At 62.9% G+C, this 23,542-nt stretch carries 28 protein-coding genes; 20 read left to right on the forward strand and 8 right to left on the reverse strand.

From position 1 onward, the window contains the following. Nucleotides 1–112 precede the first annotated feature (112 nt). From ACSQ3E_RS03820 to ACSQ3E_RS03845, 6 genes are all read left to right on the forward strand, one after another. A complete protein-coding gene (locus tag ACSQ3E_RS03820) occupies nt 113–1,195 on the forward strand; it encodes an AbrB family transcriptional regulator (RefSeq protein WP_436121673.1) in 1,083 nt (360 codons plus the stop codon). An 84-nt stretch (nt 1,196–1,279) separates the two neighbouring features. Next, the gene (locus ACSQ3E_RS03825) at nt 1,280–1,582 is read left to right on the forward strand and encodes a DUF6958 family protein (RefSeq protein WP_310321816.1); all 303 of its coding nucleotides are present in this window, start codon (nt 1,280–1,282) and stop codon (nt 1,580–1,582) included. 390 nt (nt 1,583–1,972) lie between these two features. Continuing rightward, entirely contained in the window at nt 1,973–3,640 is a 1,668-nt protein-coding gene (gene leuA, locus ACSQ3E_RS03830; RefSeq protein ID WP_436121970.1) for a 2-isopropylmalate synthase, read from the forward strand. 136 nt (nt 3,641–3,776) lie between these two features. Further along, nucleotides 3,777–5,546, forward strand: a complete 1,770-nt coding sequence (locus tag ACSQ3E_RS03835) for a tetratricopeptide repeat protein (RefSeq protein WP_436121674.1) — start codon at nt 3,777–3,779, stop codon at nt 5,544–5,546. A 131-nt stretch (nt 5,547–5,677) separates the two neighbouring features. Next, entirely contained in the window at nt 5,678–6,478 is an 801-nt protein-coding gene (locus tag ACSQ3E_RS03840; protein WP_436121675.1) for an alpha/beta fold hydrolase, read from the forward strand. A gap of 155 nt (nt 6,479–6,633) precedes the next feature. Continuing rightward, nucleotides 6,634–7,236: a hypothetical protein gene (locus ACSQ3E_RS03845; RefSeq protein WP_436121676.1), complete on the forward strand. Its 603-nt coding sequence runs from the start codon at nt 6,634–6,636 to the stop codon at nt 7,234–7,236. Here ACSQ3E_RS03845 and ACSQ3E_RS03850 read toward each other — a convergent pair. Next, nucleotides 7,226–8,161 (reverse strand): metallophosphoesterase family protein, encoded by a 936-nt coding sequence (locus tag ACSQ3E_RS03850; protein WP_436121677.1) that lies wholly within the window; start codon nt 8,159–8,161, stop codon nt 7,226–7,228. The genes ACSQ3E_RS03845 and ACSQ3E_RS03850 overlap by 11 nt on opposite strands. A gap of 53 nt (nt 8,162–8,214) precedes the next feature. Here ACSQ3E_RS03850 and ACSQ3E_RS03855 point away from each other — a divergent pair, with 53 nt between their 5' ends. Beyond that, the gene (locus ACSQ3E_RS03855) at nt 8,215–8,709 is read left to right on the forward strand and encodes an NUDIX domain-containing protein (protein WP_436121678.1); all 495 of its coding nucleotides are present in this window, start codon (nt 8,215–8,217) and stop codon (nt 8,707–8,709) included. A gap of 222 nt (nt 8,710–8,931) precedes the next feature. On the opposite strand, the gene ACSQ3E_RS03860 is transcribed toward ACSQ3E_RS03855, so the two are convergent. Further along, nucleotides 8,932–9,921 carry a glutathione S-transferase family protein gene (locus ACSQ3E_RS03860; protein WP_436121679.1) on the reverse strand — a complete coding sequence of 330 codons (990 nt, stop codon included), beginning with the start codon at nt 9,919–9,921 and terminating at the stop codon, nt 8,932–8,934. 273 nt (nt 9,922–10,194) lie between these two features. Between ACSQ3E_RS03860 and ACSQ3E_RS03865 the strand changes: the two genes are divergently transcribed. From ACSQ3E_RS03865 to ACSQ3E_RS03885, 5 genes are all read left to right on the forward strand, one after another. After that, nucleotides 10,195–10,731 (forward strand): GNAT family N-acetyltransferase, encoded by a 537-nt coding sequence (locus ACSQ3E_RS03865; RefSeq protein WP_436121680.1) that lies wholly within the window; start codon nt 10,195–10,197, stop codon nt 10,729–10,731. 66 nt (nt 10,732–10,797) lie between these two features. Beyond that, on the forward strand, nt 10,798–11,559 hold the full coding sequence (locus tag ACSQ3E_RS03870; protein ID WP_310321833.1) for a 3-hydroxyacyl-CoA dehydrogenase: 762 nt from the start codon (nt 10,798–10,800) through the stop codon (nt 11,557–11,559). Nucleotides 11,560–11,705: 146 nt separating this feature from the next. Then, nucleotides 11,706–12,470 (forward strand): HugZ family protein, encoded by a 765-nt coding sequence (locus tag ACSQ3E_RS03875; protein WP_436121681.1) that lies wholly within the window; start codon nt 11,706–11,708, stop codon nt 12,468–12,470. Between the two features lie 129 nt (nt 12,471–12,599). After that, entirely contained in the window at nt 12,600–12,896 is a 297-nt protein-coding gene (locus ACSQ3E_RS03880) for an ArsR/SmtB family transcription factor (protein ID WP_115731069.1), read from the forward strand. A gap of 62 nt (nt 12,897–12,958) precedes the next feature. Next, a complete protein-coding gene (locus ACSQ3E_RS03885) occupies nt 12,959–13,762 on the forward strand; it encodes a TrmH family RNA methyltransferase (protein WP_436121682.1) in 804 nt (267 codons plus the stop codon). 2 nt (nt 13,763–13,764) lie between these two features. On the opposite strand, the gene ACSQ3E_RS03890 is transcribed toward ACSQ3E_RS03885, so the two are convergent. Together ACSQ3E_RS03890 and ACSQ3E_RS03895 are read right to left on the reverse strand one after the other, a co-directional pair. Beyond that, nucleotides 13,765–14,913, reverse strand: a complete 1,149-nt coding sequence (locus ACSQ3E_RS03890; RefSeq protein WP_310321840.1) for a hypothetical protein — start codon at nt 14,911–14,913, stop codon at nt 13,765–13,767. Nucleotides 14,914–15,018: 105 nt separating this feature from the next. Then, nucleotides 15,019–15,600 carry a DUF1134 domain-containing protein gene (locus ACSQ3E_RS03895; RefSeq protein WP_067959164.1) on the reverse strand — a complete coding sequence of 194 codons (582 nt, stop codon included), beginning with the start codon at nt 15,598–15,600 and terminating at the stop codon, nt 15,019–15,021. A gap of 343 nt (nt 15,601–15,943) precedes the next feature. Between ACSQ3E_RS03895 and chpT the strand changes: the two genes are divergently transcribed. Beyond that, the gene (gene chpT, locus ACSQ3E_RS03900) at nt 15,944–16,573 is read left to right on the forward strand and encodes a histidine phosphotransferase ChpT (RefSeq protein ID WP_067966240.1); all 630 of its coding nucleotides are present in this window, start codon (nt 15,944–15,946) and stop codon (nt 16,571–16,573) included. Between the two features lie 214 nt (nt 16,574–16,787). After that, nucleotides 16,788–17,156: a response regulator gene (locus ACSQ3E_RS03905; protein ID WP_310321845.1), complete on the forward strand. Its 369-nt coding sequence runs from the start codon at nt 16,788–16,790 to the stop codon at nt 17,154–17,156. 121 nt (nt 17,157–17,277) lie between these two features. Here ACSQ3E_RS03905 and ctrA read toward each other — a convergent pair whose 3' ends face one another. Beyond that, nucleotides 17,278–17,973 (reverse strand): response regulator transcription factor CtrA, encoded by a 696-nt coding sequence (ctrA, locus tag ACSQ3E_RS03910; protein WP_067959158.1) that lies wholly within the window; start codon nt 17,971–17,973, stop codon nt 17,278–17,280. Then, nucleotides 17,974–18,138: a hypothetical protein gene (locus ACSQ3E_RS03915; RefSeq protein ID WP_210289177.1), complete on the reverse strand. Its 165-nt coding sequence runs from the start codon at nt 18,136–18,138 to the stop codon at nt 17,974–17,976. Between the two features lie 286 nt (nt 18,139–18,424). Between ACSQ3E_RS03915 and ACSQ3E_RS03920 the strand changes: the two genes are divergently transcribed. Then, nucleotides 18,425–18,802, forward strand: a complete 378-nt coding sequence (locus ACSQ3E_RS03920) for a flagellar export protein FliJ (RefSeq protein WP_263006355.1) — start codon at nt 18,425–18,427, stop codon at nt 18,800–18,802. An 87-nt stretch (nt 18,803–18,889) separates the two neighbouring features. Here the strand turns inward: ACSQ3E_RS03920 and ACSQ3E_RS03925 are convergent, their stop codons facing one another. Next, entirely contained in the window at nt 18,890–19,300 is a 411-nt protein-coding gene (locus ACSQ3E_RS03925; protein ID WP_436121683.1) for a winged helix-turn-helix transcriptional regulator, read from the reverse strand. A gap of 96 nt (nt 19,301–19,396) precedes the next feature. Here ACSQ3E_RS03925 and ACSQ3E_RS03930 point away from each other — a divergent pair, with 96 nt between their 5' ends. Further along, nucleotides 19,397–20,323 carry an NADP-dependent oxidoreductase gene (locus ACSQ3E_RS03930; RefSeq protein ID WP_436121684.1) on the forward strand — a complete coding sequence of 309 codons (927 nt, stop codon included), beginning with the start codon at nt 19,397–19,399 and terminating at the stop codon, nt 20,321–20,323. A gap of 91 nt (nt 20,324–20,414) precedes the next feature. After that, nucleotides 20,415–20,882 (forward strand): paraquat-inducible protein A, encoded by a 468-nt coding sequence (locus ACSQ3E_RS03935; protein ID WP_436121685.1) that lies wholly within the window; start codon nt 20,415–20,417, stop codon nt 20,880–20,882. A gap of 112 nt (nt 20,883–20,994) precedes the next feature. Here ACSQ3E_RS03935 and sciP read toward each other — a convergent pair whose 3' ends face one another. Beyond that, a complete protein-coding gene (sciP, locus tag ACSQ3E_RS03940) occupies nt 20,995–21,270 on the reverse strand; it encodes a CtrA inhibitor SciP (protein WP_013529904.1) in 276 nt (91 codons plus the stop codon). Between the two features lie 268 nt (nt 21,271–21,538). On the opposite strand from sciP, the gene mnmA reads away from it, so the two are divergent. The 3 genes from mnmA to ACSQ3E_RS03955 all read left to right on the forward strand — a co-directional run bounded on the left by mnmA (nt 21,539) and on the right by ACSQ3E_RS03955 (nt 23,510). Then, nucleotides 21,539–22,729 (forward strand): tRNA 2-thiouridine(34) synthase MnmA, encoded by a 1,191-nt coding sequence (gene mnmA, locus ACSQ3E_RS03945; RefSeq protein ID WP_436121686.1) that lies wholly within the window; start codon nt 21,539–21,541, stop codon nt 22,727–22,729. 158 nt (nt 22,730–22,887) lie between these two features. Next, complete coding sequence (locus tag ACSQ3E_RS03950) at nt 22,888–23,106, forward strand: hypothetical protein (RefSeq protein WP_436121687.1); 219 nt, start codon at nt 22,888–22,890, stop codon at nt 23,104–23,106. Nucleotides 23,107–23,135: 29 nt separating this feature from the next. Then, complete coding sequence (locus tag ACSQ3E_RS03955) at nt 23,136–23,510, forward strand: YkvA family protein (protein WP_436121971.1); 375 nt, start codon at nt 23,136–23,138, stop codon at nt 23,508–23,510. The last annotated feature ends 32 nt before the right edge of the window (nt 23,511–23,542 follow it).

The raw sequence follows: 23,542 nt of genomic DNA on the forward strand, positions 1-23,542 counted from the left end.
TCAATGCGACGTTGGAGGTATGGTGACGTTCTGGGGGCCGAAGTGCGTACTGGCTGCAACTAGCGGACAACACGGGCTGACACATCCGCCCGAATGGGTCTAAGACGGCGGCATGAAGCCTGACCCGCAGCCTGCCGCCCCCCTTACCGACAAGAAGCCTTTGGTGCAGTGGGCCCTGCTGCTGATCTGTTCGGTTCTGTTGGCCGGACTGTTCGAGCTGGTGCATCTGCCCGCGGCCCTGCTTGTCGGACCGATGCTGGTTGCCATCGTGCTTGGGAGCAACGGCGCCACGGTACGGGTGCCCAAGCCGCTGTTCGTTTCGGCGCAGGCGCTGATCGGTTGCCTCGTCGCCAGTTCGATTTCGACCGGCATCTTCACAACCTTCGCCGCCGAATGGCCGCTGTTTCTGAGTGCGGCCATCGCCACCGTCGCTGCGAGCAGTTTCCTCGGCTGGTTCATCTCGCGGCTCAAGGTGCTGCCCGGCACCACTGCCGTGTGGGGTTCGGCACCGGGGGCCGCGACCGCCATGGTGCTGATGGCGGACGCCTTCGGCGCCGACGCGCGGCTCGTCGCGTTCATGCAGTATCTGCGCGTCATCATGGTCTCGATCGCCGCAGCGGTCATCGCCCGGCTCTGGGTCGACACGTCGGGTGTCGAAGCGCCAGGGATCGAGTGGTTTCCATCGATCGTCTGGCCGGCCTTTGGCGCCATGATCGGCGTTGCCATTGTCGGCGGTACGATCGGCTATCTGCTGCGCATCCCCTCGCCCTATTTCGTCGGCGCGATGCTTGTCGGTGCCATCGTCCATCTCGGCTTCGGCGTCGAATTGCAACTGCCGGAATGGCTGCTGGCCGTCGGCTATACGCTGATCGGCTGGTCGATCGGGCTCAATTTCACCCGACCCATCCTGCGCCATGCGGCGCGTGCTTTGCCGCAGGTGGTGGGGTCCATCGCCGCCCTGATGGCCTTTTGCGGCGCGCTGGCCTTTGGCCTGCACCTCATCCTCGGCGTCGATCCGCTGACCGCCTATCTGGCGACCAGCCCCGGCGGCATGGATTCCATCGCCATCATCGCCGCCGCCTCCAAGGACGTCGATCTGTCCTTCGTGCTGACGCTGCAGATGCTGCGCTTCCTGATCGTGCTGCTGTTTGGCCCGGCACTGGCGCGGCTGGTGGCGCGCGCGATCAAGGACTGAGTGCCCAGGAAAAGACCGCGCCCATGTAGGATCGCGCCTTCTGCATTCGTCCTCTGATCGTCAGACGAGGAAAGGAGAGCAGACATGGCATCTCATACATCCACGAAGATCGACATCGAGAACGTCAACCATCCGGGCCTGGCCAAACCTGCCGATGCCGCCATGTACCAAGCGATGAAGCAGGCAATCCTTGAGATCCTGCCCGCGAAATCGCCGGGACTGACCGTCGCCGAGATGCAGGAAGGCGTGCGTAATCATCTGCCCGAGCAGCTCTATCCCGGCGGCGCCAAGGCAGGCTGGTGGACCAAGGCGGTGCAACTCGACCTCGAGGCGAAGGGCATCATCGCGCGCGAAAAGGTCAGCCCGCTGCGCCTTCACAAGACCTGACCCGGAAACTGCCGCGGCAGAAAGGCCCGGCACAACAGCGGCGCATCGTGCCGGGCGGGCTTGCGTGCCCCAGGCGCCTCCTGTATGAGAGCGCCATGTCGTCGCGCAAGATCAACGAAATCTCCCGTCCGGCCGCTTTTGCGGGCGAGACGCTGCGCGCCCTTTCCTCGGCTCTCCTTCTTCTCGGCCTTATCGGCGATCGCCGGGCTCGTTAAGGGAGCGTCCGGCGGTCGAATTTGCCGCCGAGGCATGTGCTCCTTTGCTCTTCACAACAGAACCGAATTTCTGATTTAAGACCGCTGAAGCATGCGCGCTTACTCGTGCATGGCGGCCAAGAGAACGAGACCGACAATGAGCAAGACCATCCCCGCTTCCGGCCGAAGCGCCGGCATGCCGAGCGCCGCAGTCAAGTACCAGGCCTACCACAAGATCGACCTGCCCGACCGGACCTGGCCGTCCAGGACCATCGACAAGGCGCCGATCTGGTGCTCGGTCGACCTGCGCGACGGCAACCAGTCGCTCGTCGATCCGATGGGCCACGACCGCAAGGCGCGCATGTTCCAGCTCTTGCTCGACATGGGTTTCAAGGAAATCGAGATCGGCTTTCCCTCGGCGTCGCAGACCGACTTCGATTTTGCCCGCTGGTGCATCGAGGAAGGCAATGTCGCCGACGACGTGTCGCTGCAGGTTCTCGTCCAGTGCCGGCCGGAGCTGATCACCCGCACCTTCGAGTCGCTCAACGGCGCGCACAAGCCGATCGTCCATTTCTACAACTCGACCAGTGAGTTGCAGCGCCGCGTGGTGTTCGCCAAGGATGTCCAGGGCATCAAGCAGATCGCCACCGACGCAGCCAAGATGATCACCGACATGGCGGCCAAGGCCGGCGGCGGCTATCGCTTCCAGTATTCGCCCGAGAGCTTCACCGGCACCGAACTCGAAGTCGCGCTCGAGATCTGCAACGCGGTTGCCGAGATCGTCAAACCGACGCCCGACAACAAGCTGATCATCAACCTGCCCTCGACCGTCGAGATGGCTACGCCCAACATCTATGCCGACCAGATCGAGTGGATGTGCCGCAACCTCGACAATCGCGAAAACCTGATCATCTCGCTGCACCCGCACAACGATCGCGGCACCGGCATCGCCGCAACCGAGCTCGGCCTGATGGCAGGTGCCGACCGTGTCGAAGGCACGCTGTTCGGCAATGGCGAGCGTACCGGCAACGTCGACGTGGTCACGCTGGCGCTCAACATGTTCACGCAAGGCGTCGACCCGATGCTCGACTGCTCGGATATCGAGCGGATCAAGCAGGTCTACGAATATTCGAACCAGATGGTCATTCCGGAGCGCCACCCTTATGTCGGCGAACTGGTCTACACAGCCTTCTCCGGCTCGCACCAGGATGCCATCAACAAGGGCATGAAGGCGATCAAAGTCGCCAACAAGCCGTTGTGGGAAGTGCCCTACCTGCCGATCGACCCGCAGGACGTCGGCCGCAGCTACGAGGCGATCATCCGCATCAACTCGCAGTCCGGCAAGGGCGGCATCGCCTATGTGCTGCAGGCCGACTACGGCCTCAACCTGCCGCGTTCGCTGCAGGTTGAGTTCAGCCAGGACATCCAGCAGATCACCGACAGCGAAGGTAAGGAAGTGTCGCCGAAGCGCATCCATGAGCGCTTCCTCGAACGCTACGTCGACCAGCCGGGCGCACGCATCAAGTTCGTCGATCACCAGACCTTTCCCGACACCGAGGTGAAGGGCCGCCGGGTTGTCGAGGCGACCATCCTCGACAATGGCAAGGAGATCGTCATCAAGGGTACCGGCAACGGCCCGATCGACGGCTTCGTCGACGCGCTTTCCCGCCATATCGGCATCGATCTGTCGGTGCTCGACTATTCCGAGCATTCGATCCAGCGCGGATCGAATGCCTCGGCCATCTGCTACATGGAAGTCGAGCATCCCTCCGGCCGCCTCTTCGGCGCTGGCATCAACACCAATATCGTCGCCGCTTCACTTGAGGCTGTGGTTTCCGCAGCCAACCGGATAGTGTCGAAGTAAGTTAAACTGCAGTCCGCAGATGCCTCGCCCGTGGATAACGGGTGGGGCATTTGTGCATCGTTGCTGAGCGCGCTTGTACACTGACGCCAGCCGACTATGATCAGACCGTTCGTACCGGTTGGAAAAGGGTCGACACTTGGTTGCCTCCACGCCTGCTGCCCCCGCAGTGCGCGAAGCGCTTGAGCGGCTTGTTGCCAGCGAGACCTTTGGCCGGTCCGACCGGGCACGCAAGCTGCTGCGCTATATTGTCGAACGCGAACTCGCCGGCGAGGCCGAGCGGCTGAAGGGTTTTGCGATCGCGGTCGACGTTTTCGGCAAGGACGCCGAGTTCGATTCGGCGACCGATGCCGTTGTCCGCGTCCAGGCCGGGCGGCTGCGCGAACTTCTGGCGCATTATTATGCCGCCGAAGGCAGCAACGATCCGATCCGCATTGGCATCCCCCGCGGAAGCTACGTTCCGACCTATGAGACGCTGGCCGAGCTTCCGCCGGCATCCCCTCGCCCTGCCGAAGCCCAGCAAAACGGCACGGTAGCTGTGCTGGCACGGACCGAAACTGGCCTCGCCGAGAACGAGCCGCATCACGGCGACGAGGCTCCGGCCGATCCGGCTTACTCCGGCACCAGCGTCAAACGCCAGCTTCGCTACTTCTGGGCAGCGATGGCGCTGGTCATCGTCATGCTCGGCATCCTGGTCTTCCGCAACATCGGCGGCCCCATCGGATTCGAGGTTGCCGGGCTAGGCAGCTCGCGCGGCTCCGCAGCGAGCATCAACGACACCGTCGACCAGTTGCCAGCCGTGCACATCCATTCGAGCTCCGAGGGCGGACAGACGGCACGCGTGGCGACGGTGCTGCGCACGGCGCTGTCGGGCTTCGACACCATCGATCTCATCGCCCGCGAACGGTCCGACACAGTCCGGCGTGCCGACGCCACCGACTTCGACTTCACCGTCGAGACCGGCCCGAGCGCCGGATCGGTGCTGGTCGAGCTGCAGCACATGGCCACAGGGCGAATCCTTCTGTCGCGCGTGCTCTCTCCGCAGGAAATCAGCCCCGAGGTCATCGACGACCGCATCGCCGACATCGTCTCGTCGGCCATCCCGGCTTCGGGCATGATCTACAGCTTCATTGAGCAGAACGGGCTGCAGCGTGGACTGACCGCCTGCCTGCTGCTCAGCGGCGCCTACTACATGGATCAGAACGCCACCAAGCACCGCGCCGCCTATCAATGCATGGAGGACCTCTCCAAGCGCAGCGCCAAGTCGCCCGTCGTCTACGCAGAACTGGCCTCACTGCAGCTAGAAGCCGTTACTGACAACTATCCCTACCCCACCAATGCAACGACTGAGGGTGCTTATGCACTGGCTCACAGTGCCGTGCAGATGGGCTCGACCAGCCCTTACGCGCATCGCGCCTTCGGCTACCTCCAGTCGCGTGCCGGCGACCGCACCGAGGCCATCAGGTGGATACGCAAGGCCTATGAGCTCAACACCTACGACCTGACCATGGCGGCATCCTACGGCTATGCACTCATTCTCGGCGGCAGCTACAGCGACGGCGTGCCGATCATGAAGCGCGCCGTCGAAAGCGCCAGCGCGCATCCTGGCTGGTGGGACTATGGCCTGTTCCTGGGCGAGTTCATGCTCGGCAACCGCTATGCAGCGGCCCGCGCCGCCAGCGCGCTGGCGACCAACAAGAAGCCGCATTACGTGGCGGCCCGCCTGATCGCGGCAAACTTCGTCGGCGACACCAAGCAGGCTTCCGAACTGTCAAAGGAGATCGCGACGCGCTACCCGGCTTTCGCCAACGACCCCGCAGCTACCTTCACCAAGGGCAAGTACCCGGCAGAACTGACGAAGGCGCTGACAAAGGCACTGCGCGCCGCCGGCCTCGGCCACCAGACCTGAGCCTCACTGGCTTTTCAGGTGTATTTCTTGCATAACTAAATTTGCGCCCTTGGGACTCATACATTGTTTTACATTTTACAACTTTGAATTTACAACTTTTCGTGAATTTCTATCCGGCCATTTGAGCAAAAATGAATTACCCTATCCATGCCGCCCTGCGGGGAAGCGGCAAGAATGTAGTGGTCCTACTGCACGGGTTCGGCGGAATTGGCGGTGTCTGGGAAGACGTTGTCGGTCACCTGGACGGGGCATTCACCACGATCGCATATGATTTGCCGGGGCATGGTCTTTCGCTCGACTATCCCAAAGCTGGTTCGGCCAAGGTGGCGGCGACTGCCGTGCTGGCCGATCTCGCGGCGCGTGGCATTGGCCGCGCCCATTTCGTCGGCCATTCGATGGGTGGGGCGGTGGCGACACTTGCCGCGCTGTTCGACCCGGAACGTGTCGCCTCGCTGACGTTGCTGGCGCCGGGCGGCTACGGCCCCGAGATCAATGGCCCGCTGCTCAGGCGCTATGCGGCAGCCAGCTGCGCCGAAGAGATCCGCGCCTGCCTCGTCAAAATGTCGAGCCCCGACAGCACCGTGCCCGAGGCGGCTGTCCGCGACCTCGCCGAGATGCGCAGCCGCCCTGGCCAGACGGAAAAACTGATCGCCTTTGCCGCGGCGATGACCGCCGACGACAAGCAAGGCGTCATCCCGCGCGAAAGCCTGGCGACGCTGACGATGCCGGTGATGGTGGTGTGGGGCACCGACGATGCCGTGCTGCCTTACAGCCATGCCGACGCCCTGCCCGCGGGCTTCCTGATCCATCATGTGCTGGAAGTCGGCCACATGCTGCCGGAGGAGACGCCGGCGCTCGTTGCCGACATCGTCAGCCGCATGACCCGCCGGCGCCAGCGCCGCCAACCGGCACCTGCCGCCTGCGACAACTGATGAATCATGTGATGCGCAACAGCCTCTAAGCAGCTGTGAGGAAAACCTTTTTCGGCCCCTCGCCGAGCACCGAAAATGAGTTCACGAAGGTTACAATTCCGCCGCGATCGTGACTATGTTAACGATTGCTTAAACATGATCCGGGGCACAAGGCGATGAGCGACGACAGGGTGACCGCACTGAAACAGGCGCACCCGCTGGCAGACGCCATCCGCGACGTCAAGAACGCCAATGCCGACCGCACCGACGTGGTCGTCGATCTGCGCGATGCGCACCGCATGCGGCTCGAGCTGCTCGCCGCCGAGCTAGAGCCTGTTTTCGCCGACGTGCCCAAGGACATCGACAATTTCGATTTCGCGATCTCTTCGGGCCTGCAGCCGCGGCTTTGGATCGACGCGGTCAGCCATGTCGGCCTCGGCCGCGACCGCCGCACCTTCCGCTTCGTCCGCGACACCCGTATCGGCCGTGTCGTGCTGGCCGAATCCACCGACGCCAAGCGCATCGCCGACCAGGTGACGCGCTACATCGCCGAGCGCATCGTCGAACGCCAGCAGATGATGGAAGGCGGCGCGGAACCAGCACTTACGGGCTTTGCCAGGGAACCCGTGGCGGACGCCGCGCCGCCGCTGCGGCACAGCCCTGCCCTGCCGGGCATCATGGCGGGCTTTGGCCTGCTGGTTGCCGGTGCTGTCATCGGCATCGGTGTCATGGCGGTGCTTTACTGGCTGCGTCTCGCAGCCATTGGCGTCATTCCCTGACCAGGGCCGCCGAGCGCGGCACTGCTGCGCTCAGGTCGAAGGTTCCGATCTCCGCCGATGGCATCGCCGGTCCCGACAGGCCGCGACGGGTCAGCTTCACGTTCCACCCCCCCGGCGCGCCGGAGATGTCGAGCAGGTTGAACTGTGCCGCCGGCTTGTGGCTTCCCGGCGCCTGGCCGGCGGCGGCGGCGCCCACCACCGGCACGGCCCCGTCGCGCCCGTCGATCCAGTGCAGCGTCGGCAGGTGCGAATGGCCGTGCAGCACAAGCTCTGCGCCATGTCGCTTGACCAGCTTCTGGAACTTGCCGATACCGAACAGGCGCTTGTGTTGGCCGACGGCGCCGCGCACCGGCGGATGGTGGATCATGATCGCCCGGAAAAGACCGCGCTTGCCGGTCTCCTCGAGTATGCTGCCCAGCCGCTCGGCCTGGCCTTCGCGAAAGAAGCCGCTGGCCATGAAAGGAGCTGTCGCGCGCGCCGTCGACACGCCAATCAGCGCAACGTTGCCGCGCACCCGCAGATAGGGAAAGCTCGTCGAACTGATCGCGCCATGCACGCCGTCGCCTTGCATCCATGGCGCCCAGACGTGGCAGGCCTTGTCGAAGGCACCGGGCACATAGGCATCGTGGTTGCCCGGCACGACCGAGACATCGGCTGGTGCGCCCAGCGTTTCGAGCCACAGCCGCGCCAGCGCGATCTCGCCATCGAGCGCCAAGTTGACCAGGTCTCCGGTGACAGCCAGATGATCGGGCGCCTGCGCCTTGAGGTCGGCAACGATCGCATCGACGATGCCGTCATGGTGATGCCGGCGGCGGTTCCGCTGCCAGTTGACGTAGCCAACCATGCGCTTGGAGGCGAGGTCGCGATAGGTTACATCCGGAAGTGGACCAAGATGGACGTCGGAAATATGCGCAAGCCTGAACATTGTTTCCTTTTAGGTCACGCGTCCCAAGCTTTCCACCCATGGCGGCATGCCCGATGAGCAGTGCCTCCAATCCGTTTCGTCAAAAACCCTGGGCGCGGCTGCGCGGCAGCCTGTTCCATCTCTATTTCCTGCTACGGCGGCCGATGACGCTCGGCGTGCGTGGATTGGTCCATGATACCGCCGCCAACTCCATCTTCCTGATCCGCCACACCTACGTGCCCGGCTGGCAGCTGCCGGGCGGCGGCGTCGAGACCGGCGAGACCTTTGTCGAGTCGCTCGCACGCGAACTGGAAGAGGAAGGCAACATCACACTTGCCGCGCCACCGATCCTCAAGTCGATCCACCTCAACAAGCAAGCGACGAAGCGGGATCATGTCGGCTTCTATCTGATCGAAGCCTTCCGGCAGGACACGCCGAAGCTGCCCGACCACGAGATCGCCGAGGCCGGCTTCTTCCCGCTCGACGCACTGCCCGAGGGCACGACGCCAGCGACACGGCGAAGGATCGCCGAGGTGTTCGAGGGGAAAGAGGCGTCGCCGTACTGGTGAGGGGCGCCGGAAGCGCTCCACGTCGCCCCCCTCTTGCCTGCCGGTCATCTCCCCCTCAAAGGGGGGGCTCGTCGCCGGCAGTGCCCAATCTGAGAGGTAGCAAGCCACAAACAGCTACGCTGGTGGTTGGCCGCGGCGTCGATGACGACGTGATCTCCCCCCTTGTGGGGGAGATGGCCGGCAGGCCAGAGGGGGGCGCGAAGAAACGCAATCGCAGGCGACTTACGCCGCCTTCAGCAACTTCCCCCTGTTGTGCGGAGCGTCGAGCTCCATCTCCGGTCCCATCGGCACAATCCCGGTCGGGTTGATGCCGGTGTGGCTGCCGTAATAGTGCGCCTTGATGTGCAGCATGTTCACCGTCTCGGCGACACCCGGCACCTGGTAGAGTTCGCGCAGGTAGTTCGACAGGTTCGGGTAATCGGCGATCCGGCGCAGATTGGTCTTGAAGTGACCGACATAGACCGGGTCGAAGCGCACCAGCGTGGTGAACAGCCGCCAGTCGGCCTCGGTCAGCGTGTTGCCGACGAGATAGCGTTGGCGCGACAGCCTGTCTTCCAGTGTGTCGAGCGCCGCGAACAATTCGTTGAAGGCTTCCTCATAGGCGCCCTGGGTGGTGGCGAAGCCGGCGCGGTAGACGCCGTTGTTGATCGACGGATAGACGAGATCGTTGACCGCATCGATCTCGCCGCGCAGCGCTTCCGCGTAGAAGTCGACCGAGGCGTCGCCCCATTCGTCGAAGGCCGAGTTCAGCATGCGGATGATCTCGGACGATTCGTTGGAGACGATGGTCTTTTCCTTTTTGTCCCAGAGAACCGGCACGGTAACGCGGCCGGAATAGGTCGGATCGGCCATGGTGTAGATCTGGTGCAGGAAATCGAGGCCGTAGAGCGTGTCGCCGGTGGCGCCGTCGTCGCGGCGGAAGGTCCAGCCGCTCTCGCCCATGTAGTGATGGACGACGGAAACCGAGATGATGTCCTCGAGCTTCTTAAGCGCGCGGAAAATCAGTGTCCGGTGCGCCCAGGGACAGGCGAGCGAGACATAGAGATGATAACGCCCCGGCTCTGCCTTGAAGCCGCGCGTACGGCCTTCTGCCGGCTTGCCGTCGACAGTGACGAAATCGCGCCATTGCGAATGCGAGCGCACGAATTTGCCGCCTGTCGACTTGGTGTCGTACCAGCGGTCCTGCCATTTGCCTTCAACCAGCAATCCCATGATGAAATCCTTTCGTTTGCCACGATGTAGGACCTCAGAGACCGCAGCCGAAGGGCAACTCGCTGAACGGATTGTCAACGCCGGACGCACATCGGCCAAATGCACGATGGACGGACGCTGAAAATGATGGTAGCGGGCATTTCGATGTCAAATTGCTTTGCAAATATCCGGGTTGACCGACGACGAATGAGCGCACGCGCTTGAAGCGCTGACTTGCGACTGCTGCGGCATGCCCCGCGGCTCCTCATCCTGCGGTACCGGATTGCAAAGAACATGACCCTCACCGACGTCACCTACATGCCGGAAGCTCCGGCGCACGATATCGAAATCGACGAAATCAACGCTGAGGCCTTTGGCCCGGGCCGGTTCACGCGCGCGGCCTACAAGATCCGCGAAGGCGGTCCGCACGACCGTTCGCTGTCCTTCGTCGCCATGCATGGTGGCCAGGTCATCGCCTCGGTCAGGATGACGCCGATCGCCGCCGGTGCCGGCCGGGCGCAGATGCTGGGTCCGCTCGCTGTGCGCCCCGACTTCAAGAACATGGGCATCGGCCGCAAGCTGGTCGCCATGGCGCTCGCAGCGGCGGAGAAGTCGAGCGAACCCGCCGTCATCCTCGTCGGCGACGAGCCCTATTACGGCCCGCTCGGCTTTGTGCGCATCCCGCGCGGCCAGATCGAGATGCCGCGGCCGGTCGACCTCAACCGTCTCTTGGCGCACGAGATTGTGCCGGGAGCGGTTGCCGAATTGACGGGCGAGGTCTGCCACGCCAACCTGGCCAAGACACCGCAACGCACGACCGAGCCGGCCTAGCCGCCGATGACTTGCCCGTGCCGCCCATCTTGCTAATTCAGTAACAGCAGAAGAGGACAGGCTGACATGAATCCGAACGGGCAGATTGCAGTGGTCACCGGCGCCGGCTCCGGCCTTGGCGAAGCCACCGCGCGCGCACTCGCAGCCAAGGGCGCCAAGGTCGCGATCTTCGACCTCAGCCTCGAACGTGCCGAGAAGGTCGCTGCCGACATTGGCGGCGTCGCCGTGCGTTGCGATGTCAGCAACGAAGAAAGCGCTGTCGCGGCATTTGCCGAAGTGGAAGCCAAGCTTGGCACGGCCCGTATCCTGGTCAACTGCGCCGGCATCGCGGTCGGCGTGAAGACCGTCGGCAAGGACGGCCCGCACCCGCTCAGCGTCTTCCGCCAGGTGATCGAGGTCAACCTGATCGGCTCCTTCAACATGATCCGGCTGTTTGCCGATGCGGCCGCCAAGCTCGAGCCGCTGGCCGGCGGCGAGCGCGGTGTCATCATCAATACCGCTTCGGTCGCCGCCTATGACGGCCAGATCGGCCAGGCCGCCTACTCCGCCTCCAAGGGCGGCGTCGTCGGCATGACCCTGCCGATCGCCCGTGATCTGTCCCGTTCGGGCATTCGCGTCGCCACCATTGCCCCAGGCATCTTCAAGACGCCGATGATGGCGGCGATGCCGCAGGAAGTGCAGGATTCGCTGGGTGCCGCGGTACCGTTCCCGCCACGCCTCGGCGAACCGTCCGAATATGGCGCGCTGGCTTTGCACATCGTCGAGAACCAGATGATCAACGGCGAGACCATCCGCCTCGACGGCGCCATCCGCATGGCGCCGAAGTAAGCGCCAACCACCACAAGATCGGCTATCCTGCAGCCCCGGCAGCGCGAGCTTCCGGGGCTGTTTTGCTTGTGGCAAAACGACACCCTTGCCAAAGCCCTGCTACATTAGATAAGTAGATTGAATTAGTCATATTTGATGGTGAAGCAGTGGAAGAGCGCAAGAAGGACGTCTTTCTGGAGACCACCGCGGAAGCAACCGCGCTCGCGCGTTCGCTGATGCGCAAGGCCCGCCACGGCGCGCTCGCCGTCATCGAGCCGGAAACCGGCTCGCCGCTCGCCAGCCGGGTCGGCACGGCAACCGATGTCGACGGCACGCCGTTGATCCTGATCTCGGGGCTTTCCGCCCACACCAAGGGCATCGTCGCCAATCCCGTCTGCTCGCTTCTGGTCGGCGAGGTCGGCAAGGGCGACCCCCTCGCTCATCCACGCATCACGCTTTTCTGCCGAGCGCGCAAGCTGGAACGCGGCACGCCGGAATACGCCCGCGCCGAGCGCCGCTACGTCAACCGCAATCCCAAGGCCAAGCTCTATATCGGGCTCACCGACTTCACCGTCTTCCGGCTGGAGCTTGAGCGCGCCAATCTCAATGGCGGATTCGGCAAGGCCTATCTCTTGAGCCGCGACGACCTGCTGCTCGCCGGCCCCGCCGTGGAAGCGATCGCAGGGGCCGAGCAGTCGGCGCTCGACCACATGAATTCGGATCACACCGAAGCAACGGCGATCTATGCCACCCATTTCGGTCGTCTCGACGACAAGGGCTGGGTGCTCAGCGGCTTCGATCCCGAAGGCATGGACCTGGCCGCTGGCGACGAGACCGGACGCGTGCTTTTCCCTACGTTACTTGCCGAGGCCGCCGATCTCAGGCGAAGCCTTGTCGAAATGGCAAAAGAAGGTCGCGCAGCAAAGTCTTGATTTTTTGAGCGAAAGCTGATTTGTCATATATTAGCCAGATTGGTCAGTGATTCCATTGATGATCTGGTTGGAAATTCGGTGTTGTTGCCCCCATGACACCGAAAAGGACTACGGATACACGGGGTACCCATGAAACAGAAAAAACTGTCGGCCAACGCGGAAGCTGCTGCGTCCTTGCTCACCCTTATGGGCAATGAAAAGCGGTTGATGATCATGAGCCACCTTCTCGACACCGAGATGTCGGTGGGCGCGATCGCCGAAAAGGTGTCACTGAGCCAGTCGGCGCTGTCGCAGCACCTGGCGCGCCTGCGCAACGAAGAACTGGTCGAAACACGTCGCGACCGGCAGATGATCTACTACACCTGCAAGTCCGAAGCCGTGCGCAAGCTGCTCGGCACGCTGGAAGGCATCTTCGAGGACGCCTGATCTCAGGCGGACAAAGCCTTTCCAGGCTCCCATAGCGGACTGCTCTCCGCTATGAAGCAACCATGAACATCATCCGTATCGACGACCCGGCTGACCCGCGCGTCGCCCCCTATCTCGACATCCGCGAGCGCGATCTGGTCGGCCGCGAAGGGCGTTTCATCGCCGAGGGCAAGGTCGTTCTCAACGTGCTGTTTGCGGCGCGGCGTTTCGAAGCGGAGTCGGTGCTGGTTCTCGAAAACCGCCTCGCCGGCATGAGCGAGACGCTGGGAATCGCCCCTGAAGCCATGCCGGTCTATGTCGCCTCGGGCGCTGTCATGGACGCCATTGCCGGCTTCCACATGCACCGCGGCATCCTGGCCATCGGCCGCAAGGGTGCGCCGGCCTCGGTCGACGATGTACTTGCCGCCCTGCCCGAACGCGCGCTGGTGGCAATACCGGTCGGTATCTCCAATCACGACAATATCGGCTCGATCTTCCGCAACGCGGCGGCCTTTGGCGCCGATTCGGTGCTGCTCGACCAGACCTGCTGCGACCCACTCTACCGCAAGGCGATCAGGGTGTCGGTCGGCGCGGCACTCAAGGTTCCTTTCGCCGTTGGCGGTAAGGCCGGCGAGCTTGCCGACGCCCTCACCCGCTATGGCTTCGAGCAACTGGCACTGTCGCCTGCAGGCAAGGCCGACATCAGGGACATCAAGCGCCCCGCCCGCCTGGCGCTCTATCTCGGCACCGAAGGCGAAGGATTGCCCGAACCGCTGCTGAAAAGGCTGACAACGGCAAGGATCCGGATGGCGCCGGGTTTCGACAGCCTGAATGTCGCGGCCGCCTCGGCGATCGCGCTGCATCACTTCACCGACGCGTCGGATTAGCCCTATTCGGCGGGCACAGGCTTCTGCAGCGCCCGTACGCGGTCGGCAAGGCTGATCACGGCCGGTGCGTCGCCATTGACCGGCGCGCGGGCTTCGCCGGAACCGGCGAGCGCCTTGGCGATCGGCGAGTCGTCGCCTTCGAGCCGCGCCGTGAGCGCCACGACCTCGGCCGCCAGTTCGTGCATCTGCTCGCGCAGCTGGGAATCCTCGCTGGGCGACGACTTGCTGCGCCCTGCCTTGGACAATTCGCCCTTCAGCCGCTTGTTCTCGCGCGTCAGCGTGGTCAGCCGCCCTTCCAGGCGCTCCCGCTCCATCGCCTGGGCCGTGCCGTTGACCGCTGACGCTTCCGGCGCGTCCTGCGGGACCTTCAGCTGCTCGCGCACCCGGGCAAGTTCGCTTTCACGCAACCGGCCGAGCTCGGCCTCGCGCCGCTCCAGCTTGTCGTCGCGGTCGCTCAGTGATGACACCATCTGCTGCAATTTCCTGTCGAGCTCGCCGGCGCGCTTGGTTTCGGCCTTGAGCGCCTCGCGCACCGCCTTGTTGTCCGCTTCGAGCTCGGCCAGGCGAAGGTCGCTGCTCTTGTGCTGGTTGCGCAGCGTCGACATGTCGTCCGACAGCTTGCCGATCTGGCTTTCGCGGCTCACCAGTTCGATCTTGTGGTTGCTCGAAGACAGGCTGGCCTCGTCATAAAGCCTGCCGATCTCCTCGATCTCCTGCGCCCGTTTCTCCAGCATGCTTTCGGCCTCGACGAGCTGGGCGGCAAGCGCCTTGATCTGCTCGTCGCGTTTGGCGATTTCCTCGCTCAGGCTGCCGCGCGTGGCTTCAAGCTCGCTGACGGTGCGATCCTTGTGGGCATGGTCGGTGGCGTGCGCCTTTTGCGCCTCGCGGCTGCGGCTGAGTTCGACAGCCTGCGTCAAAAGCTTTTCCTGCGCCGACTTGAGTTGCACCTCGACCTTGCGCAGCGCCATGGCGTGCTCGGCCCGCAGGCTGTCCTTGTCGGCGCGGATTTCGTCGAGGGTCATCGGAAGCTTGGCTTCGACCCGCTGGCGCGTGACCGAAACGGCACGCCGCCAGACCGACGGCGCAATCAAAAGCACCACGAAGCCGGCGGTCAGGAAGCCAAGAACGAAAAACAGGATCGACTGGACCAAGGCACTTTACCCGTTACGGACAGGCGCGAGTTTGCCATGTTCCCATGGCAGGAATCCAGCACCGCCGCAACAAAATGGCGCCCAATCGACCCGTTCTTCACACAATCAGAACGGATTCCAGGTTGGCTGCTGGGTCAACTTCAGGTAGCCGAGATTGACGCCCAGTCGCGCGCCGACACCGGTACGCACGGGCACAAGCAGGATATTGCCGCGCTTGAGGACGTTGAAGCCGACGCCGGCGACAACATAGGCCGAGCCTGCAACGCCGCCATAACGATCATAGAGATTGTTCACGTCGTCCAGGTTGTAGACCAGGATCATCGTGCGCGAGCCCTGCCCGCCGAAATCCCAGCCAAGCGAAGGCCCCTGCCAGAACACCTTATGGTCACCGGCATTCTTGGTGTAGAGCGTGCCCTCGCCATAGGTCAGGCCGCCGACAAAGGCACCCGATCCCTCTTCGCCGAGCACATAGCCGTTCGGCAGGCCATAGGACGCGAAAACCTTCTCGACCACACTGGCAAGACCGCCAGACGTCGAGCCAAAGAAACGATGGCCGGAATCAAGGATCTCCTGCGAGGTATATTGCTGCGCGCGAGACGCAGATGTCGAAAATGCCAGAACGCCGACAAGGACGAACATCGCGGCAACGAGCCGGGCAAACGTCCGGCCATAGAATCGGGAAATCATGCTTCCAAATCTCCGTCAGGGAGCACACTTTCTCGACGCCCCGGACCCGCTGCTACTCTTGCTGGCGGCTGGCTGGTCCAACTTCGGCAAACTATGCCGTAATCCTTTTTCAACCATTAAACTGGCCTACGAAGATGGCGGATCGAAGGCACAAACGGCTGTTAAAAAGCCCGGAATTGCGCAGAAAAGCCACCATTTCGCGCAAGCGTTACCGGCAGTTTCTTGCCGCATGATGCGGCGCTGTGTAACCAAGAGTACTGTAAGGCCAGCCCTGATTCGTACTGCCGGGTTCCATGGCCGCCAGATCGTGGTTCAAGCCATTTTTACCCGAGGGATGCCGTTCATGGCCGAGTTGTTGACGCTTTCCGCCCCTGACCTCGCAGCGCTGCTGTGCAGCCGTGTCTGCCATGACATCATCTCGCCGGTCGGCGCCATCAACAATGGCCTCGAACTGCTCGATGAGGGCGGCGCCGACGAAGATGCGATGCGCCTCATCCGCACCAGCGCCCGCAACGCCTCGGCGCGGCTGCAGTTCGCCCGCATCGCCTTCGGTGCCGCCGGTTCGGCTGGCATGCTGATCGACACCGGCGACGCGGAATCGGTTGCGACCGCCTTCCTCAAGAACGAGAAGCCGGAACTGACCTGGAGTGGCGGTCGCGCGCTGCTGCCGAAGAACAAGGTCAAGCTCCTGCTCAACCTGCTACTCGTTGCGCACGCGGCGATCCCGCGCGGCGGCAAGCTGAGCGTGACGCTGGAAGCCGTCGAAACCGCGCCAAAATTCATCCTGTCGGCCAGCGGTCCGATGCTGCGCGTGCCGCCGAAGTTCCTCGAACTGCATTCCGGCCACAAGCCCGACGAGCCGATCGACGCCCATTCGGTACAGCCCTACTACACGCTGCTGCTGGCACGTGAAGCCGGCATGACAATCTCGATCCACGCCACGCCGGAAGAGATACTGCTCACCGCCGAGTAATCGGCACAGCGGTTCTGTATTATCAAAGCATCGATGTCGTTGCCGCGTAGCAACGGCCTCAAGGTGGCGTGCGCGCGCCAGGACAAGACCGTTCGCCCGGAAATTTCCAAGAATTTTACCATTCGGGTTTTCGGCTTCTTTACGCAAACCCGGCTAAGGTCATGTTGCATCCGGCGCGACTGACGCGTTCGGTTCCCGCAAAAAGGACCGGGATATGAAGCGCTGCCTGTTCGTCGATGATTCGAGCGTCATCCGCAAAGTCGCCAAACGCATCCTCAACAGCCCGGAAATGGTCGTCGTCGAGGCGGCAACCGGTGCCGAGGGGCTGGATATGTGCGCCTACGACATGCCCGACATCATCGTCGTCGATGGCGGGCTCGAGGACATGGGCACCACCGACTTCATCCGCCGCGTCCGCGCGATTGACGGCCGCGTCAAACCACAGATCGCGATCTGCCTGACCGAGGTCGACATCGGCGCCATCATGCGCGCCAAGCGCGCCGGCGCGCAGGGTTACCTTTTGAAGCCTTTCACCAGGCCGCAGCTGCTCGACCGCTTCCGCGCCTTCGACGTCGCTGCCTGATTCGGCACTGCTGAACCGCCCCCGACCGACAGTTTTGCGGCCGCGCCCAGCGCGTACCGATGCGCAAAACAAAGAAAACCCGGCACGAAGGCCGGGTTTTGACTGAAGTCATCAGAAGAAATCAGGCGATTTCGCGAAGCTCTTCCGGCTCGCGCAGCACATAGCCGCGACCCCAGACAGTTTCGATGAAGTTCTGGCCGCCGGACGCCGCATCGAGCTTCTTGCGCAGTTTGCAGATGAAGACGTCGATGATCTTCAGTTCCGGCTCGTCCATGCCACCATAGAGATGGTTGAGGAACATTTCCTTGGTCAGCGTGGTGCCCTTGCGCAGCGAGAGCAGCTCCAGCATCTGGTATTCCTTGCCGGTCAGGTGCACGCGCTGGCCACCGACCTCGACCGTCTTGGCGTCGAGATTGACGATCAGGTCGCCGGTGATGATGACCGACTGGGCGTGGCCCTTCGAACGGCGGACGATGGCGTGAATGCGCGCCACCAGCTCGTCCTTGTGGAACGGCTTGGTCATGTAGTCGTCAGCGCCGAAGCCCAGGCCGCGCACCTTGTCCTCGATGCCGGCCATGCCGGAAAGGATCAGGATCGGCGTCTTGACCTTGGACAGGCGCAGAGTGCGCAGAACCTCGTAACCCGACATGTCGGGCAGGTTCAGGTCGAGAAGGATGATGTCGTAATCATAAAGCTTGCCGAGATCGACGCCTTCTTCGCCGAGATCGGTCGTGTAGACGTTGAAGCTTTCCGATTTGAGCATCAGTTCGATGCTCTGTGCGGTTGCACTGTCGTCTTCTATCAGCAGAACGCGCATTCAAATCCCCTTTTCTGCTGCCGGAACGTCTTCTCGGTCTAATCCATACCGGCCCAGTGCTACTGAATCGGAGGCTGCCATCGAATGGTTAACAAAACCTAATTTCGTATGGAAGACCATATCAGAAATTTTAACCGGCGCATACACCCTCTTGAATCCAATCATGAATCACACGGTCAACATCTTAACGCGCTGCATTAACAAGGTTGCCTAAGCGACTCCGGACAAGTCCCGATCACATTCACGGCGAAAACCAGAATCTTTACCGGGCTTTAAGTCTCGATGGGTATGATTAACGATGCCCGTAAACGAATGGTTACCGACGGACAAAAACTTTAAAAGTTTGTTTTCCATAGTCGGGAGTTCAGAACCGGTTCCGGCGCGGCACGGTCCCTTTGGGCCGAAGTAGGCGAGTAGAAGTGCGTTTTTCGGTGTTCGGGAGTATCGGGTCATGAAGTCACGTGAGAACCTGGTCAGGCTCAAGCAGTTTCAGGTGAACGAGAAGCGCCGCCAGCTGATGCAGCTTGATTCGATGATTGCCGAGTTCGACCGCATGGCCAGCGAACTCGAACTGCAGATCGTCGCCGAGGAAAAGAAGGCGGGGATCACCGATCTCAATCATTTCGCCTATCCGACCTTCGCCAAGGCCGCGCGGCAACGACGTGACAACCTGAAAAACTCCCAGCATGACCTGGCGCAACAGCGCGCCGCTGCCGAATCCTTACTTGCCGAAGCTGAAGCGGAGCTGTCCAAGGCGGAGGCGCTGGAATCGCGTGACCGCATCACCCGCGACGCCGACGGCACAGGCCGCAGCGCGATGATCGGCTAAGAAATCAATTTTTTCAGTAGTTTATCGCCGCTCCCGCGGCGACACGCCATTTGGCGCCCGAGCCGTCAGCTCGGCCCGACGCACAAACTAGGCCCTGAATTCGGTCGGCTCACCTTCCCCAGCCAATGACTGGGCACGCGAATCACGAATTTCGGGCGCATGGCGCTCCGCCCAGACCCTGATCTGGTTCAGCAAGTCGGACAGGTTGCGGCCGAGTTCGGTCAGCTCATACTCGACGCGCGGCGGAATGACCGGGAAGATCTCGCGCCGCACCAGCCCGTCACGCTCCAGGATGCGCAGCGTCTGCGTCAGCATCTTGGGCGTGATGCCCTCGACCTTGCGCTGCAGCTCGCCATAACGCCGCCTGCCCGGCTTCAAAGCCCCGACGACCAGATAGACCCACTTGCTCGCCAGCATCTCGAGCACGGTGTGCGACATGCATTCGCGCCGGAAGGCGTCATAGCCGAAAGGGGTGTCAGGGGCGCAATCACTATCCATGGGGTACCTATATATCATTGAGGTACATTCTAGACAACTGAATGATACTATCCAAATGATAGTGGCACATGCATCCATCCCAAGGAGAACATTCCCATGCGTGCCATTACCCAGAACACCGTTGGCGGACCTGAAGTGCTCGAAATCGCCGAGCAGCCGGCACCGCAGCCAAAGCCCGGTGAAGTGCTAATCCGCATCAAGGCCGCAGGCGTCAATCCGGTCGATGCCGCCGTGCGCGGCGGCTTCTATCCGCTGCTCGGCGAGCCACCCTTCGTGCTCGGTTGGGATCTGTCAGGCACCGTCGAGGCGGTAGGCGCGGGCGCCAACGGCTTTGCGCCCGGCGACGAGGTTTTCGGCATGCCGCACTTCCCGGCACAGGCCGGCACCTATGCCGAACTGGCGGCGGCTCCGGCAAGCGAGGTCGTGCACAAGCCCGATGCCCTCGGCCATGAAGCGGCCGCAGCCCTCCCCCTCGCCGGCCTGACGGCCTGGCAAGGCCTGGTGACCGCGGGCAAGCTGAAGTCGGGCGACCGTGTACTTGTCCAGGCGGCTGCCGGCGGCGTCGGCCATCTCGCCGTGCAGATCGCCAAGGCGCGCGGCGCTTATGTCATCGCCACGGCGAGCCCCGGCAAGGTCGATTTCGTCCGTTCTCTCGGCGCCGACGAGGTGATCGACTACACCTCGGACGATTTCGTCGGCAAGGCCGGCCCGGTCGACCTCGTCTTCGAGGCGCTCGGCGGCGATCATCCCGAGAAATCGCTGAAGGCGCTAAAGGATGGCGGCACGCTCGTCGTCCTGCTCGGCCTCAGCGACAAGGCTGCGGCGGAGGCCGCGGCACGCGGTATCAGGGTCGAGCGCATCTCGGTACGGCCGGATGGCGAAGGCCTGAAAGAACTGGCGAAGCTGACGGAAGCCGGCAAGCTCAAGGTCCATGTCGCCAGGAGCTTCCCGCTCGACCAGGCGGGTGCCGCACACGCCTTCCTGGCGACCAAACCCAAGGGCAAGGTCGTGCTGGCGGTGTGAGAGCTACGCCTGAAACCTTTCACTAAAGGAGCCGGGCAGCGCGGACGCTGCCCGGCTTCTCTGCTGTTCAGCCTTTCGCTATAGCTTGCCGATGCGCTCGCTCTTGCCCCTGATCCTGTTTGCGGCTTCTGTCGGCTTCGCGCTCGGCATCGTGCTGCCTTTGATCCATGTCGATCGGCTGTATTTCTTCTCCGACGAACCTTCGCTGATCGGCATGATCGCGGCACTCTGGCGCGGCGGCGACTGGCCGCTGGCGATTGTCGTCGCTTTGTTCTCTGTGGTCTTTCCCGCGATGAAGCTCGGCCTGCTCCACAATGCGGCCTACGCGCAGGCCGGCAACGCAGCCTCCATTCCAAGCTGGTTTCGCGCGCTGTCCAACTGGTCGATGCTCGATGTCATACTCGTTGCGCTGGTGATCTTTGCCGCCAAGACGTCAGGCCTCGCCACGGCCTTCACCAAACCCGGCCTGTGGTTTTTCGCAGCGTCCGTTGTGCTGACGGCGACTGCCTCGGCCGTCATCAAGCGCAAGCCGCAAGACAGCGAGCAGACTGCCCACTGAGGCAAGGCGTTTCAGGCATTGACTAGGGGCAAAAACCGGAAAGTCGGTCCCAAAAACAAAAAGGGTGCGGCAAGCCGCACCCTTTCTTGTTGGTTGGCCGCAACGGCCGGTGTCAGTGGCGGTATTGCTGGATGCGCGTGGTGCGCAGGCCGGCAAGGCCGTATTCGTCAATGGAAGCCTGCCAGGACAGAAACTCCTCGGTCGTCAACTTGTAGCGTTGGCACGCTTCGTCGAGACTGAGCAGCCCTCCCCTGACCGCAGCGACCACTTCCGCCTTGCGGCGGATAACCCACCGGCGCGTGTTGGTCGGGGGCAGATCGGCAATCGTAAGCGGGCTGCCGTCCGGCCCGATAACATATTTGACACGCGGTCTAACCAGATCGGTCATCGTACTCTCTACTAAAAACTCAAAGACCCAATCACCTGTCACACTAGCGCCACAGCTTTAAAAATTGCCTAAGCGTGTACTAAGAGCTAAGTAACGAACGTGAACAGAACGTTAGACTCTCAATCCGCAATTTAACCACCTGCCCAAGTGGCTGGTTTCCCGCCGAAAAAGGTGGGCCAGCGCGCTTCGGGTGGCACTGCGATGAGGCTTGACCTATATTGCAGCCATTGGCATGCAGCCGACCTATAGACAGCGGAACGCAATCCCGATGAACAGCCTGGACCTGCCCGGACGCCCCGAAGACACCCGCGTGGTTGTTGCCATGTCGGGCGGTGTCGATTCTTCAGTCGTGGCTGGCCTGCTGAAACAGGAAGGCTATGACGTCGTCGGCGTCACCCTGCAGCTTTACGACCATGGCGCCGCGACCCACCGCGCCGGCTCCTGCTGTGCCGGCCAAGACATCGCCGACGCCCGCCGCGTCTCCGAGACGCTCGGCATTCCGCATTATGTGCTCGACTATGAAGAGCGCTTCCGCAAGGCCGTGATCGACCCGTTCGCCGAGAGCTATGTCGCTGGCGAGACGCCAATTCCGTGCGTGTCCTGCAACCAGACTGTCAAGTTCGCCGACCTGCTCGCCACCGCGCGCGAACTGGGCGCCGATGCGCTCGCCACCGGCCACTACATCCGCTCCAAGCAGAACGGCGCCCACCGCGCGCTGTACCGCCCGGTCGACGCCGACCGCGACCAGAGCTATTTCCTCTTCGCCACCACCCAGGAGCAGATCGACTATCTGCGCTTTCCCTTGGGCGGCATGTCCAAGCCCGACGTTCGCGCCGCTGCCGAGCGCATGGGCCTGACCGTTGCCGCCAAGCAGGACAGCCAGGACATCTGCTTCGTGCCCCAGGGCAAGTATTCCGACATCATCGCCAAGCTCAGGCCCTCGGCCGCCAATCCCGGCGACATCGTCCATATCGACGGTCGCGTGCTTGGCCGCCATGAAGGCATCCTGCGCTACACCATCGGCCAGCGTCGCGGCATCGGCATCGCCTCGGGCGAGCCGCTCTACGTCGTGCATATCGACGCCGAGCGTGCTCGCGTCGTCGTTGGCCCGCGCGAGGCGCTGGAGACGCACAAGATCTTCCTGCGCGGCATGAACTGGCTTGGCGATGGCGCCTTGTCTGCGGTGCCGGCTGGCGGCCTCGAACTTTATGCCAAGGTGCGCTCGTCGCGGCCGCCACGCCCTGTCGTGCTGCATCACAAGGACGGCGCCACCTGGGTCGAACTCGTCGACGGCGAGTCGGGCATAGCACCGGGCCAGGCCTGCGTGCTCTATTCCGACGAGGGCAACGAGGCGCGCGTCTTCGGCGGCGGCTTCATCGAGCGTTCCGAGCGCCATGCCGACGCCGAAGCGATGCTGTCGCGGCTTACCGCCAGGCCGGGCCCAATCGCAGCGGAGTAAGCCAGAGCTCGATGAGGCTCACCTCGATAAGGCAGTGGGGCATTTGGCTCACCAGCAACGTAATCGCAGCATGTTTCGCGTTCCTAAGCCGAGATGTTGCTTGGCTCCCTAAGCTAGCCGTCATCGGCATCATCACGGGTGCATCGATCGCAGGAAGGATGCTGGGCGACGTGCCCGCCCTGATCTTAAGTTTCGCCGGCATCAGCGGCGCGATCGCCACAATGCATAAGCTTACGCCTCCAAGCCAGATGAGCGAATTTCGTACTCGCGCCGGCGGATCAGTGATCCAATCGTATGTCACCGCCTATTTTGAATGCATCGCTGTGATCGCTCTGCTCGCCACGTTGTTTGCTGTTTGGCAGGCGGCCGCGGAATGACTATTCAGTCTGGCAACGAGCCCGGAGGCATGCTGGAAGCGGCCAAGTGCTGGGCACGGCTCCTGAAGTGCGATGTCGTGGCACTTTATCTCGCCGCGCGCAGCCCGCTGACGCCGTGGATTGCCCGCGTGGCAGCTGCCTGCGTCGCGGCCTACGCGCTCAGCCCCATCGATCTCATCCCCGATTTCGTGCCCGTGCTCGGCTATCTCGACGATCTGCTGATCGTGCCCCTGGGCATCTGGCTGGTGATCCGCATGATCCCGGCCGAACTGATGACCCGCTTCCGTGCCGAGGCAGCCGAAATCACCGCCAGGCCGCGCAGCATGGCGGGCCTCGCCTTCATCATGGCGGTGTGGCTGGCCGTCCTGGCCTTGGCCGGATGGTGGGTGCTGCGAAGGGAGTAAGGGAGTAAGGGAGTAAGGGAGTAAGGGGCGGA

Origin of the sequence: Aminobacter sp. LjRoot7 (assembly GCF_964252895.1) — a bacterium.
GTDB lineage: Bacteria > Pseudomonadota > Alphaproteobacteria > Rhizobiales > Rhizobiaceae > Aminobacter > Aminobacter aminovorans_B.

Bases quoted from the DNA above. Each gene is read 5' to 3' on its own strand.
- ACSQ3E_RS03950 (WP_436121687.1), top strand. From the start codon at position 22,888: ATGCTGGGCGACGTGCCCGCCCTGATCTTAAGTTTCGCCGGCATCAGC.
- ACSQ3E_RS03925 (WP_436121683.1), bottom strand. From the start codon at position 19,300: ATGGATAGTGATTGCGCCCCTGACACCCCTTTCGGCTATGACGCCTTC.
- ACSQ3E_RS03850 (WP_436121677.1), bottom strand. From the start codon at position 8,161: ATGTTCAGGCTTGCGCATATTTCCGACGTCCATCTTGGTCCACTTCCG.
- ACSQ3E_RS03840 (WP_436121675.1), top strand. From the start codon at position 5,678: ATGAATTACCCTATCCATGCCGCCCTGCGGGGAAGCGGCAAGAATGTA.
- ACSQ3E_RS03915 (WP_210289177.1), bottom strand. From the start codon at position 18,138: ATGATTGGATTCAAGAGGGTGTATGCGCCGGTTAAAATTTCTGATATG.
- ACSQ3E_RS03865 (WP_436121680.1), top strand. From the start codon at position 10,195: ATGACCCTCACCGACGTCACCTACATGCCGGAAGCTCCGGCGCACGAT.
- ACSQ3E_RS03920 (WP_263006355.1), top strand. From the start codon at position 18,425: ATGAAGTCACGTGAGAACCTGGTCAGGCTCAAGCAGTTTCAGGTGAAC.
- ACSQ3E_RS03955 (WP_436121971.1), top strand. From the start codon at position 23,136: ATGCTGGAAGCGGCCAAGTGCTGGGCACGGCTCCTGAAGTGCGATGTC.
- ACSQ3E_RS03895 (WP_067959164.1), bottom strand. From the start codon at position 15,600: ATGATTTCCCGATTCTATGGCCGGACGTTTGCCCGGCTCGTTGCCGCG.
- ACSQ3E_RS03860 (WP_436121679.1), bottom strand. From the start codon at position 9,921: ATGGGATTGCTGGTTGAAGGCAAATGGCAGGACCGCTGGTACGACACC.
- ACSQ3E_RS03870 (WP_310321833.1), top strand. From the start codon at position 10,798: ATGAATCCGAACGGGCAGATTGCAGTGGTCACCGGCGCCGGCTCCGGC.
- chpT (WP_067966240.1), top strand. From the start codon at position 15,944: ATGGCCGAGTTGTTGACGCTTTCCGCCCCTGACCTCGCAGCGCTGCTG.
- ctrA (WP_067959158.1), bottom strand. From the start codon at position 17,973: ATGCGCGTTCTGCTGATAGAAGACGACAGTGCAACCGCACAGAGCATC.
- ACSQ3E_RS03935 (WP_436121685.1), top strand. From the start codon at position 20,415: ATGCGCTCGCTCTTGCCCCTGATCCTGTTTGCGGCTTCTGTCGGCTTC.
- ACSQ3E_RS03930 (WP_436121684.1), top strand. From the start codon at position 19,397: ATGCGTGCCATTACCCAGAACACCGTTGGCGGACCTGAAGTGCTCGAA.
- ACSQ3E_RS03905 (WP_310321845.1), top strand. From the start codon at position 16,788: ATGAAGCGCTGCCTGTTCGTCGATGATTCGAGCGTCATCCGCAAAGTC.
- ACSQ3E_RS03845 (WP_436121676.1), top strand. From the start codon at position 6,634: ATGAGCGACGACAGGGTGACCGCACTGAAACAGGCGCACCCGCTGGCA.
- mnmA (WP_436121686.1), top strand. From the start codon at position 21,539: ATGAACAGCCTGGACCTGCCCGGACGCCCCGAAGACACCCGCGTGGTT.
- ACSQ3E_RS03885 (WP_436121682.1), top strand. From the start codon at position 12,959: ATGAACATCATCCGTATCGACGACCCGGCTGACCCGCGCGTCGCCCCC.
- ACSQ3E_RS03825 (WP_310321816.1), top strand. From the start codon at position 1,280: ATGGCATCTCATACATCCACGAAGATCGACATCGAGAACGTCAACCAT.
- ACSQ3E_RS03855 (WP_436121678.1), top strand. From the start codon at position 8,215: ATGAGCAGTGCCTCCAATCCGTTTCGTCAAAAACCCTGGGCGCGGCTG.
- ACSQ3E_RS03820 (WP_436121673.1), top strand. From the start codon at position 113: ATGAAGCCTGACCCGCAGCCTGCCGCCCCCCTTACCGACAAGAAGCCT.
- leuA (WP_436121970.1), top strand. From the start codon at position 1,973: ATGCCGAGCGCCGCAGTCAAGTACCAGGCCTACCACAAGATCGACCTG.
- sciP (WP_013529904.1), bottom strand. From the start codon at position 21,270: ATGACCGATCTGGTTAGACCGCGTGTCAAATATGTTATCGGGCCGGAC.
- ACSQ3E_RS03880 (WP_115731069.1), top strand. From the start codon at position 12,600: ATGAAACAGAAAAAACTGTCGGCCAACGCGGAAGCTGCTGCGTCCTTG.